The sequence below is a fragment of the Acinetobacter sp. LoGeW2-3 genome (assembly GCF_002688565.1).
Classification (GTDB): Bacteria; Pseudomonadota; Gammaproteobacteria; order Pseudomonadales; family Moraxellaceae; genus Acinetobacter.
Genome location: NZ_CP024011.1, coordinates 465987 through 481769 on the forward strand (window position 1 = coordinate 465987; position 15783 = coordinate 481769).

Here is a 15783-nt window from a genome sequence, read left to right on the forward strand (position 1 = left end):
ATTCAGTTTAATCGCTAGAACTCATTTAATCACTTCACAGTTGCCTGTGTTGCTTTCAACGAGTTTGAACAAATTATTTCAACTCAAATATATTCTGTTAATGATTTAATGCATCCTCGTCGGACTGCATTACTGTGATAAATCACAGAGATTATCAAGTGGTGCGTATCTTAACGCTTCTACTTGTTAATCTCTAGGATCTACGCACTTGATCGCTTAGGAACTAAACAACATCGCTGCCGTATGTTCACATACTGCGCGAAGCGTAGCTTCTTGCTTAAATTTCAAGTAAAAGCCTTAAAGCAGTGCTTTAAGTTTTATGATCTTGAAATTTGGTGGAGACTAGGAGAGTCGAACTCCTGACCTCCTGCGTGCAAAGCAGGCGCTCTACCAACTAAGCTAAGTCCCCAGCTTATCAATAAGTCAATGTATCGTTCCGTTTCTGTATGAATTGCTTCGTCAGTAGTGGTGGGTCTGACAAGACTTGAACTTGTGACCCCACGCTTATCAAGCGTGTGCTCTAACCAACTGAGCTACAGACCCTCAGATACATCGTCATGAAGAACAACTTGTTGTGGATTCTTACCAATCGTCAATCTTTCGTTAAGGAGGTGATCCAGCCGCAGGTTCCCCTACGGCTACCTTGTTACGACTTCACCCCAGTCATCGGCCACACCGTGGTAAGCGTCCTCCTTGCGGTTAGACTACCTACTTCTGGTGCAACAAACTCCCATGGTGTGACGGGCGGTGTGTACAAGGCCCGGGAACGTATTCACCGCGGCATTCTGATCCGCGATTACTAGCGATTCCGACTTCACGCAGTCGAGTTGCAGACTGCGATCCGGACTACGATCGGCTTTTTGAGATTAGCATCTGCTCGCGCAGTAGCAACCCTTTGTACCGACCATTGTAGCACGTGTGTAGCCCTGGCCGTAAGGGCCATGATGACTTGACGTCGTCCCCGCCTTCCTCCAGTTTGTCACTGGCAGTATCCTTAAAGTTCCCGGCATTACCCGCTGGCAAATAAGGAAAAGGGTTGCGCTCGTTGCGGGACTTAACCCAACATCTCACGACACGAGCTGACGACAGCCATGCAGCACCTGTATCTAAGTTCCCGAAGGCACCAATCCATCTCTGGAAAGTTCTTAGTATGTCAAGGCCAGGTAAGGTTCTTCGCGTTGCATCGAATTAAACCACATGCTCCACCGCTTGTGCGGGCCCCCGTCAATTCATTTGAGTTTTAGTCTTGCGACCGTACTCCCCAGGCGGTCTACTTATCGCGTTAGCTGCGCCACTAAAGCCTCAAAGGCCCCAACGGCTAGTAGACATCGTTTACGGCATGGACTACCAGGGTATCTAATCCTGTTTGCTCCCCATGCTTTCGTACCTCAGCGTCAGTATTAGGCCAGATGGCTGCCTTCGCCATCGGTATTCCTCCAGATCTCTACGCATTTCACCGCTACACCTGGAATTCTACCATCCTCTCCCATACTCTAGCTTTCCAGTATCGAATGCAATTCCTAAGTTAAGCTCAGGGATTTCACATCCGACTTAAAAAGCCGCCTACGCACGCTTTACGCCCAGTAAATCCGATTAACGCTCGCACCCTCTGTATTACCGCGGCTGCTGGCACAGAGTTAGCCGGTGCTTATTCTGCGAGTAACGTCCACTTATCCTAGGTATTAACTAGGTAAGCCTCCTCCTCGCTTAAAGTGCTTTACAACCAAAAGGCCTTCTTCACACACGCGGCATGGCTGGATCAGGGTTCCCCCCATTGTCCAATATTCCCCACTGCTGCCTCCCGTAGGAGTCTGGGCCGTGTCTCAGTCCCAGTGTGGCGGATCATCCTCTCAGACCCGCTACAGATCGTCGCCTTGGTAGGCCTTTACCCCACCAACTAGCTAATCCGACTTAGGCTCATCTATTAGCGCAAGGTCCGAAGATCCCCTGCTTTCTCCCGTAGGACGTATGCGGTATTAGCGTTCCTTTCGGAACGTTGTCCCCCACTAATAGGCAGATTCCTAAGCATTACTCACCCGTCCGCCGCTAGAAATCAGTAGCAAGCTACCTATTCCCGCTCGACTTGCATGTGTTAAGCCTGCCGCCAGCGTTCAATCTGAGCCATGATCAAACTCTTCAGTTTAAAATCAGTAGTACCTTTAAAGGGTACCAATCTTGGCTCATCAATTTTCTGACAAATATTTCTCAAATAAACTTCGAGTAATTTCTACCATTCAATCAATGAAAATAATTTCGATCAATCAACCAGTAAAAATCCACACAAGTTGTTCTTCATAATCTCTTAATGATCTTCTCACTACTTCGTCAGTAGCAAGCTAGGTCGGCTATATTACTCTCTATCTCTAGAAAGTCAACCAGTAAATCAAATTATTTTTAAACTTTCTTTCTAAAACCCAACTTAACCACTCTGTGCTAAGTTACTGTTTTATCAGAAGTTTTAATCTTCATCACCGCCGATGGATGTGCATTCTACAGCATTTCAGAGCCCTTGCAACCCCCTTTTTCATCAAAAATCACTGTCTGTTTATTTATTCTACAGAAATGGCCACTTTTTCTATTTTTTGACTAAAAATGGCACAGAATTACCCACATTACTTAAGAATTTCTTTGTCCGCTTTGTAGAAAAATAACTCTGTGTCTCTAAAGCACATATAAAATTACTCTTTACGTGATTTTTTATTCAAATCTCTTTTTCCCTAGATCCTCCCTCTCATATTCTTCATCAATAATTTTTTCTGCATTTATTAAAAGCATCTCTTCAAAAAATAATTCTGACAAATATTCATTAATGATTAGCAGAAAGATACTTCGACTCTCTTACTTTAGATAACCAATATTTTGGTTTTAGGGTCGGTACGAGTCATAGTAATCAAGCTAATGTTTTGGACAAGTTATTGCATTAAGCAGATCCGGCAATGAATAAGGCAAAGTAATGCGGAGAATGCTGTGCGATACACAATGCTGAATATTTAGAAAACCCGACAGCGAATTGAGAATTTATTTAAAAGGACATTCTGATTTTATTTAGATTATTAAATTTTAGGCATAAAAAAACCGCTTAACGCGGTATCCATATATTCGACCATCTTTAGATAGATGGTCGGAGCAGTAGGATTCGAACCTACGACCCCCTGGTCCCAAACCAGGTGCACTACCAGGCTGTGCTATGCTCCGATATTTAACTCATAAGAGTTGGGGTGAATGATGGGATTCGAACCCACGACAACCGGAATCACAATCCGGGGCTCTACCAACTGAGCTACATCCACCATCACGGTGTCTTCATTATTTAGGCATAAAAAAACCGCTTACGCGGTATCATTTATTCTAACCACCCTGAAGAAGATGGTCGGAGCAGTAGGATTCGAACCTACGACCCCCTGGTCCCAAACCAGGTGCACTACCAGGCTGTGCTATGCTCCGATGTTCAACTCATAAGAGTTGGGGTGAATGATGGGATTCGAACCCACGACAACCGGAATCACAATCCGGGGCTCTACCAACTGAGCTACATCCACCATTGCCTTGGTTCTTAAAATCAAGCTACCAAAAATGGCGCGCCTGACAGGATTCGAACCTGTGACCATCCGCTTAGAAGGCGGATGCTCTATCCAACTGAGCTACAAGCGCTTTACTGATGATTTTCACCATCCGCCTTGAAGAATTGGTCGGAGCAGTAGGATTCGAACCTACGACCCCCTGGTCCCAAACCAGGTGCACTACCAGGCTGTGCTATGCTCCGATTCATCTCAGCTTTCGTATCAAGCTTATCGCTTGGTACGGTGTGCATTCTAGGCGTGACGCCCTGAGACGTCAACACCTATATTTAAAAAAAATCAAAAATTCGCTTCAAGCGTATATTTATCAAGCATTTCAGACATTTTTTATACAAATTCTAACGTTTTAGACTCGCACTAAAGTCCAGCATACGATCCAGTGGTAATTTTGCCCGTTCTGCCAATACAGGATCGACATGAATTTCCTGATCTCCATGTTGCAACACATGCAAAATGCCATCCAGTTCATTCATCGCCATCCAAGGACAATGCGCACATGAACGGCAGGTTGCCCCTTCTCCGGCAGTTGGTGCTTCAATCAGGATCTTGTTTGGTACTGCCTGCTGCATTTTATAGAAAATCCCGCGATCCGTTGCCACGATCAGACGCTCATTCGGTAAAGTCTGCGCAGCTTTGATTAATTGCGAAGTACTGCCTACTGCATCTGCAATTTCCACCACAGATTCTGGAGATTCAGGATGAACCAGTACCGCAGCATCTGGGTACAGCGCCTTCATATTCACAATGCCGCGTGAGCGGAATTCTTCATGCACGATACATGCGCCATCCCACAACAACATATCTGCGCCAGTTTTCTTCTGAATATAGCGACCAAGGTGCTGATCCGGTGCCCAAATGATTTTTTCCCCCAAGCTATCCAGATGCTCAACAATTTCAACCGCACAGCTTGAAGTCACCACCCAATCGGCACGTGCTTTCACAGCTGCCGAAGTATTGGCATAAACCACCACGGTATGGTCAGGATGAGCATCACAGAATTTGGTGAATTCATCTACTGGACAGCCAAGATCCAGTGAACAGGTAGCTTCTAACGTTGGCATTAACACGGTTTTATTTGGCGATAAAATTTTTGAAGTTTCCCCCATAAATTTCACACCGGCTACAACTAGAGTAGATGCTGGATGGTCACGACCAAAACGTGCCATTTCCAATGAATCAGATACACAACCACCAGTGAGCTCTGCCAGCTCCTGCACTTCCGGATCACAGTAATAATGTGCGACCAATACAGCATCACGCTTTTTAAGCTCCGCCTGAATCTGTGCAAACTTTTCCTGCTTGGCCTGTTCACTCAACTGATGCTCTTTGGTCTCACCTAAGCGGTCTAAATGTGCCTGCACAATTGATTTGGCTTCATTGGCTATCAGTTTGGTTGCATCATTCATAACAACGTCTTCTCTTTTCCTATATGCCTGCCTTTCAACAGACATCCACCCTACATCACATACTGGTCAGTTTTGGCAATCTGCCTTTTTGACCATTTAATAAAAAATAAAAAGTATAAAAAAAGCCTCCAGACGGAGGCTTTTGAATTAAATCAGCATTATGAGCGATAGTCCGCATTGATTCGAACATAGTCATAAGACAGGTCACAGGTATACACCGTATCTTTCGCTTGACCTCGTCCAAGGTCAACACGAATGGTCATTTCTGCCTGAGACATCACTCGCGCACCAGCTTCTTCCGTGTAGTCTGCCGCTGCACCACCATCTTTACAGATTTGTACATCATCTAACCAAACCTGAATTTTTGCAACGTCTAAGTTTGGCACACCTGCATAACCAATCGCAGCCAAGATACGGCCCCAGTTTGGATCAGAGGCAAAAATTGCAGTTTTCACCAATGGTGAATGAGCAATACTATAAGCAATATCACAGCATTCCTGAGTATTGGCACCACCTTCAACTGCTACTGTAATGAACTTGGTCGCGCCTTCACCATCACGCACGATCAGTTGAGCCAGACGTTTCATGGTACGTGTCAGCACTTCAAGAACGACTGCATAACGTGGATCTTCGCTAGAGCTGATTTCAGCACCGCCCGCTTGACCAGTGGCAATGAAGATACAAGAGTCATTGGTTGAGGTATCACCATCGATAGTAATACGGTTGAATGACACGTTCACTGTAGTCGAAAGCAGCTGTTGAACCAGTTCACGGCTAATCGGTGCATCAGTGGCTACATAGCCCAACATGGTCGCCATGTTTGGACGGATCATGCCCGCACCTTTAGAGATACCAGTCATGGTATAAGTGATGCCATCCAGTTCGAACTGTTCAGAAGCACCTTTTGGCGTGGTATCTGTGGTCATAATCCCGGTCGCTGCATCGCCCCATGCATCATCACGCAATGAGTCTAGTGCTGGCTGTAAACCACTGAGCAGACGCTCCATTGGCAGTTGTTCACCAATCACACCCGTCGAAAATGGCAGGATTTCAGCTGCATTCACACCTGCAAGTTCTGCCAGTTTGGCGCAAGTTGCTTCAGCGTTCGCCATACCTGTTGGACCAGTACCCGCATTGGCATTCCCGGTATTAATCACCAGGTAACGCGGATTACCTACCGCCAAATGTGCCTTAGATACATGAACCGGTGCCGCACAGAAAGCATTCTGGGTAAATACACCCGCAACATTGGAGCCTTCAGCCAGTTCAAATATCACCAGGTCACGTCGGTTCTGATAGCGCACATACGCTTCTGCCGAACCAATTTTCACCCCTTTCACCACATGCATCTGTGGCATAGATACGTCACCAACTGCCATTTTTAAATGTCCAATATTGAAGTTTCAGAAAAATACAGCTTAGTTGATCTGAGACAAAAAATCGAGCCAAAGCCCGATAGACACTCACTTTTATTATGGGTTTTCACAATAAAAAACCAGTCATGGCGACTGGTTTGATTAAGTTCAGCAAAACTTAGTTTTTTGCCAGCTGGGTAGCTTCATTGAGTAGTGCTTCTTTCGCCTGTTGCTGACTAGTCGCAGACAATGCCGGATTAGACGCTACGATACGATCTGCATTGGCAGCATTCGCCGCAGTAATCGCCGCAGTTTGCAGTACGATTGGACGGTTCGGATTGGCAAAAGTGTAACGAATGCCAGTACGTGGGCTTTCCACAGTCACCTGACCATTAGCATCGACCTGAACAGGTGCAGTGGTTGGGCCAATGGCTTGTTTTACTTTATCTACAGTTGTGGTTTCTGAAGCTGCAAAACTCAATGTAGGGATTGCCAAAGCAGCAATCATCAACGGTTTTAATACTTTTTTCATTGTCTGTCCGCAATTTGATGTCCAATGAGCAACTAAATAACACTTAATGCTGTGGACTGCAATTCGAAATATGCATTTGCAAAACTTTTTCACATAAAAAAATCAGAGCCCTAGAGCTCTGATTCTGTTTATGTCACTTAAATTTTACCGTGACACTGTTTGTATTTCAGACCTGAACCACATGGACATGGTGCATTACGGCTTGCTGGCGCTTCAAATACCGGTGCAACTGAGGTTGCATTGGCATTTTGCTGAGTCGTATCTTCTTCCCCATCTTCCAGCAGGCTGTCGAATTCCTGATGAGATAACTGGATACGCATTGCTTCAGCTTGAGCTTGTTGCTGTGCTTCCATCTCAGCCAGTTCTTCAGCCGTTGGTACATGGATACGAGAAAGATCCATCACCACATCAGACTTGATCACACCCAGCATATTCACGAACAGGTTGTACGCTTCTTTCTTGTATTCCTGTTCTGGGTTCTTCTGTGCATAACCACGTAAATGGATACCTTGGCGTAGGTAGTCCATCGCAGCCAGATGCTCTTTCCAGTGACGATCTAGAGAATTTAACAGGAAGTGACGTTCCAGAGTCGCTGCAGATTCAGCACCCATTTGTTCACGACGTTCGCGGTAGCGATTAATCACTTCATCGGTAATACGTTCAACCAGACCTTCTTCGTCCAGACGGCGGTCTTGCTCTAACCATTGACCTACTGGCAATTCGAAGTTCAAGTCTTCAAGCAATGCTTGTTCCAGACCTTCGATATCCCACTGATCGTGAATCGACTCAGGCGGAACATAGTTGGCAATCATACCTTTCATCACATCACGGATCATTTCTTCAATGTAATCTTGCAGAGAGCTTTCAGCCAGAATGTCATCACGTTGAGAATAGATGATCTTACGCTGTTCGTTATTTACGTCATCGTATTTCAACAGGTTCTTACGAATGTCAAAGTTACGTGCTTCAACTTTACGCTGCGCATTTTCAATTGAGCGCGACACCATCTTATGCTCAATCGCTTCATCTTCTTGCAGACCCATGGCACGCATCATGGAAATGATACGGTCGCCAGCGAAGATACGCATTAAGTCATCTTCAAGCGATAGGTAGAAACGCGATACACCCGGGTCACCTTGACGACCCGCACGACCACGGAGCTGGTTATCGATACGGCGTGATTCGTGACGCTCAGAACCGATAATGTGCAGACCACCAGAAGCCAGTACGGCTTCGTGATTCTCTTCCCATTCTGCTTTCAGACGCACTTCATCTTCAGGCGTTGGATTTTCTATCTTAGCCAGTTTGGCTTTCCAGTTACCGCCCAGCAAAATATCGGTACCACGACCTGCCATGTTTGTGGCAATCGTTACGGCGCGTGGTGCACCCGCTTGAGCAATAATATCTGCTTCACGTTCGTGCTGTTTCGCGTTCAGAACTTCGTGAGCAATACCTGCTTCTTTCAATTTTTCAGAAAGAATTTCAGACGCTTCAATGGTCGCAGTACCAATCAAGATTGGTGCTACGCCAGCTTCATGAACACGTTGAATTTCCTGAATGATTGCGTTGTATTTACCTTCACGATTCAGGTAGATCAAGTCATTCTGGTCATTACGGATCATTGGACGATGCGTTGGAATAAGTACCACATCCAGACCGTAAATTTCTTTCATTTCCGCAGCTTCAGTATCCGCTGTACCGGTCATACCCGACAGTTTTTTGTAAAGACGGAAATAGTTCTGGAAAGTTGTCGTTGCCAGTGTCTGGTTTTCAGGTTGAATTTCCAGACCTTCTTTTGCTTCTACTGCTTGATGCAGACCTTCAGACCAGCGACGGCCCGGCATGGTACGGCCTGTATTCTCATCGACGATGATTACTTCACCTTCATGAATGATGTAATGCACGTTGCGTTGATACAGGTAATGCGCACGAATGGCTGCTGTTACGTGATGCACAAGATTGAGGTTAGACGCTGAATATAGACTCTCACCTTCAGCCAATAGGCCCATGGCGATTAGTTCATTTTCAACGAATTCAAAACCGGTTTCGGTAATTTCTACAGAACGCTGTTTTTCATCAATCCAGAAATGTCCACCATCCGGCACTTTTTCTTCTTTCTGTGCATGCAATTTTGGTGGAATGTTGTTGATTGCAGCATAAAGCTGAGAAGAGTCTTCACTTTGACCAGAAATGATCAATGGTGTACGTGCTTCATCGATCAGGATCGAATCGACCTCATCGATAATGGCATAGGCCAGGCCACGCTGTTTTTTCTCTGCCAGCGAGAACACCATGTTGTCACGCAGATAGTCAAAACCAAATTCGTTGTTGGTACCGTAAGTAATATCAGCTTTATACGCTTCTGCTTTTTCTGTCGGGTTTTGCATCGAGTAAATAATACCAATACTTAAACCCAGGAATTCGAACAGCGGACGGTTAAGCTCAGCGTCACGTTGTGCCAGATAGTCGTTCACGGTAATCACATGCACACCCTGTCCGCTTAAAGCATTCAGGTAACAGGCCAAGGTACCCATTAGGGTTTTACCTTCACCAGTACGCATCTCGGCAATCTTGCCTTCATGCAGGGTGATACCACCGATCAGCTGTACATCATAGTGACGCATCCCCATGACACGCTTACCGGCTTCACGGCAGACTGCAAACGCTTCAGGAAGTAATTTGTCTAGACTTTCGCCCTTATTATATCGTTGTTTGAATTCTTCAGTTTTTGCAGATAAGTCTGCATCGCTTAGGGCTGATATCGTCGGCTCGAGCGCATTAATCTTGTCTACGATTTTACGCATGCGTTTAAGTTCGCGCTCATTTTTGGTACCGAAGATTCCTCCGATCAGACTTGCCAACATGAATAGACTCTCTAAATCTTGCTTGTCAAATGAATATGTTCTTAGTCGTTATTATGGTGCTAGAAATTTGAACTACAAGGTTTTTAGCAAAAAAAACTGATCCCTGATTCCAGCCCGAAGACTTAAGGCAAGCTAATGTAGCAAATTTTAGACAGCCAACATAGTCAAATAGATGTCTGTTTGATTCAAAAACGGATAGATGGGTTCAGCTTTTTTAGCACTTATATTCATAAGCAAAGCCAAAAACACTATTTTTAATTATAAAAAAATTGGTTCATAGTCATTTTATCAAAACCAATAACAGATCTTTTGAGGCACACATCATGACTTTACGTTTAGGCGATACCGCACCCAATTTTGAGCAGCAATCTAGTGCAGGCTTAATCAATTTCTATGACTTTTTAGGCGACAGCTGGGGCATTCTGTTCTCGCATCCAGCGGACTACACACCGGTATGTACCACTGAACTGGGCTATACCGCGAAGCTGAAAGATGAATTTGCAAAACGTGGTGTCAAAGCGATTGCACTTTCTGTAGATGATGTTGAATCCCATCATGGCTGGATTAAAGACATCAATGAAACCCAGAACACAACCATAAACTTCCCGATCATCGCGGATCAGGACCGTAAAGTGTCTACGCTGTATGACTTCATTCATCCAAATGCGAGTGAAACTCTGACTGTACGTTCTCTGGTGATCATTGACCCAAACAAGAAAGTACGCCTGATCATTACTTATCCAGCATCAACCGGACGTAACTTCCATGAAATCTTGCGTGTCGTCGATTCACTGCAACTGACTGACAACCATAAAGTCGCAACACCAGCCAACTGGCAGCATGGTGATGATGTCGTGATTGTGCCTTCACTGAAAGATGAGCAAGAAATCAAGCAACGCTTCCCTAAAGGTTATAAGGCTGTAACTCCTTACCTGCGTTTGACGCCACAGCCTGAGACAAACTAAGACACTGTCTTAGTTTGGCGCAAGACAAGCGAAGCGCGTAGTACAGGATTCGTGAAGGACTGCTCTGCCCTTGCGCAAGACGAGAAGCTATGCTTCAAGTGACAAAACTAAAAGCACTGCTTTTCAGTTTTGCGCAAGACAAGCGAAGCGCGTAGTAGCAGTTAAACGAAGTACTACTTTTTAATAAAACCGTAATCAACTCTCCACCATGAAAATGAGGATTAGTCACAATCATAAACACTCATTTCCATGTGTTGATCGAAACCCATTGACGAGCCGGGTTTTCGAACTTTCTATAAAGCCTGTCTTCGGACAGGCTTTTCTTTATCTAGAACTTTATTCTGTTTAAGATAGTCATTAAAACTACAATTTCGCGTCCTATGAAAAATTATTATTCACTTGTTCTCATTTCTACGCTTATTTTATCAGGCTGCACTCCGGCTCTGCCTGAACATCTACGTCCGAATCATTGGGGACAAGAACTACATGAACAACATAATTTTTATCAGATCAGCGATGAGCTGTACCGCAGTGAACAGCCTAGCCAAGAATTAAAGCCTTTGCTGAAACAGTATGATATTGGTGTGGTGATTAACCTGCGTTCACGTGACAAAGATTCAGAAGTACTCGTCAATGAAAATCTGAAACTGAAACATGTACCGATTCACACCTGGGCTATGCAACGTGAGGATTTACTGGAAGTCATGCGGTTGATTCAACAGGCACGACAAAATAATGAAAAGGTATTATTACACTGCTATCACGGTTCCGACCGTACGGGAGCTAGTGTAGCCATGTACCGGATTATTTTTCAGAACTGGAACATTGAAGATGCAGTTAAAGAAATGAAGCATGGCGGTTATGGCTTTCACAGCATCTGGCGTAATATCGAAAAATTATTTACCCCTGAAAATGTAAAATGGATCCGGGAGCAACTCTCGGATCCATCTTGAAGTTTAGAGCGGGTTTAGATTAATTACGTTTATCCAAAGGCACCCAATCGTTAACCCAAGCTGATTTCATGTTCAGGCTGGCATCAGAAGCGATTTTCTTACGGATCGCATCAGCAGCTTCGCGGTCTTTAGACGGACCGACCATAATCCGTACCCCTTTTGAGGTTTGGCTCTTGGTCACCTTATAACCTTTGGCACGAAGTTTCGCTGCAATTGCATCTGCATTGGCTTCATTGGCAGCCAGTGCCACCTGAACCATCCATTGCTTGTCATCTTCGCCTTCCAGCAATTTACGTGCTTTTTCAGCTTCAGCCTTTTTCTTAGCTTCTTCAGCTTTACGTTTTTCCTCAGCTTTATGCTTTTCTTCTGCCTTACGTTTCTCTTCAGCAGCTTTATGTTCAGCTTCTTTCTTTGCAGCAGCTTTACGCTGTTCTTCTGCTTTGTGCTGTTCAGCTTTACGTTTTTCTTCAGCGGCCTTGTGCTCAGCTGCTTTCTTCTCAGCCGCTTTACGCTCTTCTGCTTTGCGTTTTTCCTCGGCAGCTTTACGTTCAGCTTCTTTCTTCGCAGTATCCGAAGAAGATTGCTGCTGAGTTAATTTCTGCTGTTCAATTTTTTGCAGCTCAAGCTTTTTTTGCGCAGCCGCTTTATCCTCAGCTAAACGCTTTTGTTTGGCCTGTTCATCTTCCACTAGTTCTGGCGGAATATTGTCTGAGCTTTGCTGTCCCATACGGTGTGCATTTAGCGCCGCATATTCTTCAGCCGCTTTACGCGCAGCATCTGCTTCAGCTTGTTGTTGCATCGCCAGGAATTCTGCCGCACGTGCTTCCTGCTCAGCCACCGCCTTTTCACGGTCACGGCGCTGTTGTTCTAATAGACGTTTTTCAGTTTCAACATCCACGGTCAGTGAACTTGGTCCACCTACAGCTTGACTTTCAACCTGAGCGGATTGTTCCGGTACATTTACACTGTGATGATCAATTTCTGCTTTGCCTTTCAGGAGTAATGCTGCCAATAAAACACCACCACCTAATAAAACAACGCCTCCCATCCAGCGTTGTTTGTTATTCATTGACATTCTTCCAAATACTCCCATACCGCTTCTAACGTATGAAATGAACCACACACCAAGATCAGCTGATTATTATTCGTTTCATTTAGCGCTGATTGAAAAGCTAATTTAACATTGTCGTAAATTTCCACCTCCTGCCCAGCCAAAGCGTCGTTCAATACTGATAGCTCTGCTGCACGTGGAACATTTAATGGTGCAATTTTCCACGATCGGATACTGTCTTTCAATAACCCGACCACAGAATTTATATCTTTATCACCTAACATCGAGAAGACGCAAACGACTTCAGAAATCTGTGAATGATGATTTAAATAGTGACGTAATTGTCTTAACAGAAATTCGACCCCGTGCGGATTATGCCCGGCATCAAAAATCACAGTTTTATTGGCGATTTCACGAACTTCAAAACGACCTGGTAATTTTGCCGTTTGGATCCCTTGTGCAATAGCTTGCTGACTGACTTCTAGACCACTGAGCAAAATCGCGGCTACAGCAGTGGAGATATTATCCAATGCCAGTGCGCCTGTTGGCAGTTTTAGGGTTGTACCCGAAGAGGCAAAGCCCCAAGACTGACCATCTTCAAAAGCTTCATAAAAATAATCACGATTGATCGCATACAACGGCGCAGTACATTCAGCAGCTTTGTCCAAAATCGCTTGAGGAATCTGCTGTTGTCCACCAAATATTACTGGAATATTTGGACGGATAATGCCGGCTTTTTCAAAGGCAATTTTTTCGATGGTGTCGCCGAGCCAGTCAGTATGATCCAGACCAATATTGGTAATGACTGCAATATCTGGATTAACCACATTAACTACGTCTAGACGACCACCCAAGCCAACTTCCAGCACCCACACATCACATGCTTCATTTTTAAAAATCACGAAGGCAGCAAGTGTAGTCGCTTCAAAGAAGGACAGACTCAAACCACATTCGCGGCGAGCCTGATCTACTTCAACAAAAGCATCAATCAGCAACTGATCTTCAACTTCAATGCCACGCAGTTTGACGCGCTCATTAAAGCGATACACATGCGGGGATTGATACAGTCCAACCTTAAAGCCTTGCGCATTTAGAATGGCGGCTAAGGTGGTCGTGGTCGAGCCTTTGCCATTGGTTCCGGCAACGGTCAGCACTTTGGCTGCAGGTTGCGTAACACCCAGCTTCTCAGCGACTGGAATCACACGCTCCAGACCTAAATCAATACCCGTAACGTGAACATGGCTCCAATAATCGAGCCATGTATCTAAAGAATCTGTTGCTAAAGGTGCTGCTGTGTTCAAGGCAAATTCATCAATTTGGTCACAATACGAGAGACTGTATCACGTAATGCGTGACGGTGAACAATTTGGTCGATCACACCATGATCAAGCAAATATTCTGCACGTTGGAACGGTTCTTCCAGTTTTTCACGTACAGTTTGTTCGATCACACGTTTCCCTGCAAAACCAATCATTGCTTTCGGTTCAGCCAGATGAACATCGCCTAACATTGCCAGAGATGCAGTTACACCACCATACACCGGATGAGTCAGTACAACCACGTATGGCAGACCTGCTTCTTTCAGACGCTGGATCGCTGCTGATGTACGTGCCATCTGCATTAAAGACAACATGCCTTCCTGCATACGCGCACCACCTGAAGCGGCAAAACAGATCAATGGCTGTTGCAGTTCAATTGCACGTTCAGCAGCTTGTACAAAACGGTCACCAACTACAGTACCCATTGAACCGCCCATAAAGTCGAATTCAAAAGCACAAGCAATCATTGTCACGCCTTTCAGCTGACCTTGCATTACAACTAATGCTTCAGTTTCGCCAGTTTTTTTCTGTGCTTCAGACATACGGTCTGGATAGGCTTTACTGTCGACAAATTTTAGTGGATCTTTGGCCTTAAATTCCTGACCCATTTCAGTCTGTACCTGGTCAAAGAACCAGTTCAGACGGTCACGCGCCTTCATTCTCAAATGTTCATCACATTGTGGACAAACATAGGCATTAAATGACATCGCGGTACGTGTCACCAAAGCATGACATTCTGGGCACTCAACTGTTGGCTCAGTAAATGTCGCCTTAAGTGCGGTTTGCTCATCAGGAACCTCAATACCTGGAACTGTACGCTCCGTCCATGGGGTCGATGGGCTCAGAATTTTGCCTAATTTGACTGGTTGACTCATACTAACTCATCGAGCGCTGCTCGAAGCTCCTTGACTTTATTCACCGTTTCGACAACGGCTTGTTCTGGCGCGAGCGTTGCAAATTGCTTCACGAACGCACTTCCTACAATCACTGCATCGGCAGCAACACCCATCGCTTTCGCAGATGCAGCATCACTGATACCAAAACCAACGCCAACAGGAACATCTGTCACAGCTTTAATCTTCTGAATGCGGGCTGCAGCTTCAGACACGTCTAAAGTTGCTGCACCGGTCACCCCTTTCAGCGATACATAGTAAATAAAGCCACTGGCCTGTTTTACCACGTGCTGAATACGGGAATCAGTTGAAGTCGGTGCCAGCAGGAAGATTTGATCCATATCGTATTTTTGCAATACGATTTTCAAATTATCTGCTTCTTCAGGTGGTAGATCCACCAGAAGTACACCATCGACTCCACATTCATGAGCATAAGCTACGAACTTTTCATAGCCAATCACTTCAACAGGGTTTAAATAACCCATCAGAACCACAGGAGTTTCATTATCTTTCTGACGAAACTCTTTCACCATTTCCAGAGCATTCAGCGTATTGGTTCCACCTGCAAGTGCGCGTTCAGCAGCAAGTGCAATCACGGGACCATCCGCCATCGGATCTGAAAATGGAAGACCCAGTTCAATCACATCGACACCGGCATCCACCATCTGATGGAGCAGAGGCACAGTTACCTCAGGATGCGGGTCACCAGCCATGACATAAGAAACTAAAGCTTTACGCTGTTGAGATTTAAGTTGTCCAAATCGTGTGGCTAAACGTGACATAGGGTTGTGCGTTCCTTAACGTGTTTTCAAACTTGAAGCGTTGACTATTGTAGAAATACAAGACACCGCATTGTAACGCTATTTT

Annotated in this window: 10 protein-coding genes, 8 tRNA genes and 1 rRNA gene; 2 read left to right on the top strand and 17 right to left on the bottom strand. The window is 45.1% G+C overall.

Features of this window, described 5'->3' with window-relative positions; translation table 11 throughout:
- Positions 1 to 333: 333 nt before the first annotated feature.
- The 13 genes from BS636_RS02240 to secA all read right to left on the bottom strand — a co-directional run bounded on the left by BS636_RS02240 (position 334) and on the right by secA (position 9735).
- Positions 334 to 409 (bottom strand) — tRNA-Ala (locus BS636_RS02240).
- Between the two features lie 57 nt (positions 410 to 466).
- Positions 467 to 543: transfer RNA gene (locus BS636_RS02245), tRNA-Ile, on the bottom strand.
- A gap of 61 nt (positions 544 to 604) precedes the next feature.
- Positions 605 to 2143, bottom strand: a 16S ribosomal RNA gene (locus tag BS636_RS02250).
- Between the two features lie 975 nt (positions 2144 to 3118).
- Positions 3119 to 3195: transfer RNA gene (locus tag BS636_RS02260), tRNA-Pro, on the bottom strand.
- 19 nt (positions 3196 to 3214) lie between these two features.
- Positions 3215 to 3290, bottom strand: a tRNA-His gene (locus BS636_RS02265).
- A 77-nt stretch (positions 3291 to 3367) separates the two neighbouring features.
- Positions 3368 to 3444, bottom strand: a tRNA-Pro gene (locus BS636_RS02270).
- Between the two features lie 19 nt (positions 3445 to 3463).
- Positions 3464 to 3539, bottom strand: a tRNA-His gene (locus BS636_RS02275).
- Positions 3540 to 3574: 35 nt separating this feature from the next.
- A tRNA-Arg gene (locus tag BS636_RS02280) sits at positions 3575 to 3651 on the bottom strand.
- A 35-nt stretch (positions 3652 to 3686) separates the two neighbouring features.
- Positions 3687 to 3763: transfer RNA gene (locus tag BS636_RS02285), tRNA-Pro, on the bottom strand.
- Between the two features lie 153 nt (positions 3764 to 3916).
- Positions 3917 to 4984, bottom strand: coding sequence for a quinolinate synthase NadA (gene nadA / locus BS636_RS02290; RefSeq protein WP_099337328.1), 1068 nt, complete (start codon positions 4982 to 4984; stop codon positions 3917 to 3919).
- A 158-nt stretch (positions 4985 to 5142) separates the two neighbouring features.
- Positions 5143 to 6363: a bifunctional glutamate N-acetyltransferase/amino-acid acetyltransferase ArgJ gene (gene argJ, locus BS636_RS02295; RefSeq protein ID WP_099337329.1), complete on the bottom strand. Its 1221-nt coding sequence runs from the start codon at positions 6361 to 6363 to the stop codon at positions 5143 to 5145.
- A gap of 154 nt (positions 6364 to 6517) precedes the next feature.
- Entirely contained in the window at positions 6518 to 6871 is a 354-nt protein-coding gene (locus BS636_RS02300) for a hypothetical protein (RefSeq protein WP_099337330.1), read from the bottom strand.
- A 137-nt stretch (positions 6872 to 7008) separates the two neighbouring features.
- Positions 7009 to 9735, bottom strand: a complete 2727-nt coding sequence (gene secA, locus BS636_RS02305) for a preprotein translocase subunit SecA (RefSeq protein ID WP_099337331.1) — start codon at positions 9733 to 9735, stop codon at positions 7009 to 7011.
- 323 nt (positions 9736 to 10058) lie between these two features.
- Here secA and BS636_RS02310 point away from each other — a divergent pair, with 323 nt between their 5' ends.
- A complete protein-coding gene (locus BS636_RS02310; RefSeq protein WP_099337332.1) occupies positions 10059 to 10700 on the top strand; it encodes a peroxiredoxin in 642 nt (213 codons plus the stop codon).
- Between the two features lie 380 nt (positions 10701 to 11080).
- Positions 11081 to 11653, top strand: a complete 573-nt coding sequence (locus tag BS636_RS02315) for a dual specificity protein phosphatase family protein (protein WP_099337333.1) — start codon at positions 11081 to 11083, stop codon at positions 11651 to 11653.
- A gap of 19 nt (positions 11654 to 11672) precedes the next feature.
- On the opposite strand, the gene BS636_RS02320 is transcribed toward BS636_RS02315, so the two are convergent.
- The 4 genes from BS636_RS02320 to trpA are packed head-to-tail and all read right to left on the bottom strand — an operon-like array spanning position 11673 to position 15698.
- Positions 11673 to 12722, bottom strand: coding sequence for an SPOR domain-containing protein (locus BS636_RS02320; protein WP_099337334.1), 1050 nt, complete (start codon positions 12720 to 12722; stop codon positions 11673 to 11675).
- Positions 12719 to 14005 (bottom strand): bifunctional tetrahydrofolate synthase/dihydrofolate synthase, encoded by a 1287-nt coding sequence (folC, locus tag BS636_RS02325; protein WP_099337335.1) that lies wholly within the window; start codon positions 14003 to 14005, stop codon positions 12719 to 12721. The genes BS636_RS02320 and folC overlap by 4 nt, the downstream gene beginning before the upstream one ends.
- Positions 14002 to 14898 carry an acetyl-CoA carboxylase, carboxyltransferase subunit beta gene (accD, locus tag BS636_RS02330; protein ID WP_099337336.1) on the bottom strand — a complete coding sequence of 299 codons (897 nt, stop codon included), beginning with the start codon at positions 14896 to 14898 and terminating at the stop codon, positions 14002 to 14004. Before accD ends, folC begins: the two co-directional genes overlap by 4 nt.
- Positions 14895 to 15698 carry a tryptophan synthase subunit alpha gene (gene trpA / locus BS636_RS02335; RefSeq protein WP_099337337.1) on the bottom strand — a complete coding sequence of 268 codons (804 nt, stop codon included), beginning with the start codon at positions 15696 to 15698 and terminating at the stop codon, positions 14895 to 14897. Before trpA ends, accD begins: the two co-directional genes overlap by 4 nt.
- Between the last annotated feature and the right edge of the window lie 85 nt (positions 15699 to 15783).

Coding starts and splice junctions, on each gene's coding strand:
- nadA (WP_099337328.1), bottom strand. CDS start 4,984: ATGAATGATGCAACCAAACTGATAGCCAATGAAGCCAAATCAATTGTG.
- BS636_RS02315 (WP_099337333.1), top strand. CDS start 11,081: ATGAAAAATTATTATTCACTTGTTCTCATTTCTACGCTTATTTTATCA.
- argJ (WP_099337329.1), bottom strand. CDS start 6,363: ATGGCAGTTGGTGACGTATCTATGCCACAGATGCATGTGGTGAAAGGG.
- secA (WP_099337331.1), bottom strand. CDS start 9,735: ATGTTGGCAAGTCTGATCGGAGGAATCTTCGGTACCAAAAATGAGCGC.
- BS636_RS02310 (WP_099337332.1), top strand. CDS start 10,059: ATGACTTTACGTTTAGGCGATACCGCACCCAATTTTGAGCAGCAATCT.
- BS636_RS02300 (WP_099337330.1), bottom strand. CDS start 6,871: ATGAAAAAAGTATTAAAACCGTTGATGATTGCTGCTTTGGCAATCCCT.
- trpA (WP_099337337.1), bottom strand. CDS start 15,698: ATGTCACGTTTAGCCACACGATTTGGACAACTTAAATCTCAACAGCGT.
- accD (WP_099337336.1), bottom strand. CDS start 14,898: ATGAGTCAACCAGTCAAATTAGGCAAAATTCTGAGCCCATCGACCCCA.
- BS636_RS02320 (WP_099337334.1), bottom strand. CDS start 12,722: ATGAATAACAAACAACGCTGGATGGGAGGCGTTGTTTTATTAGGTGGT.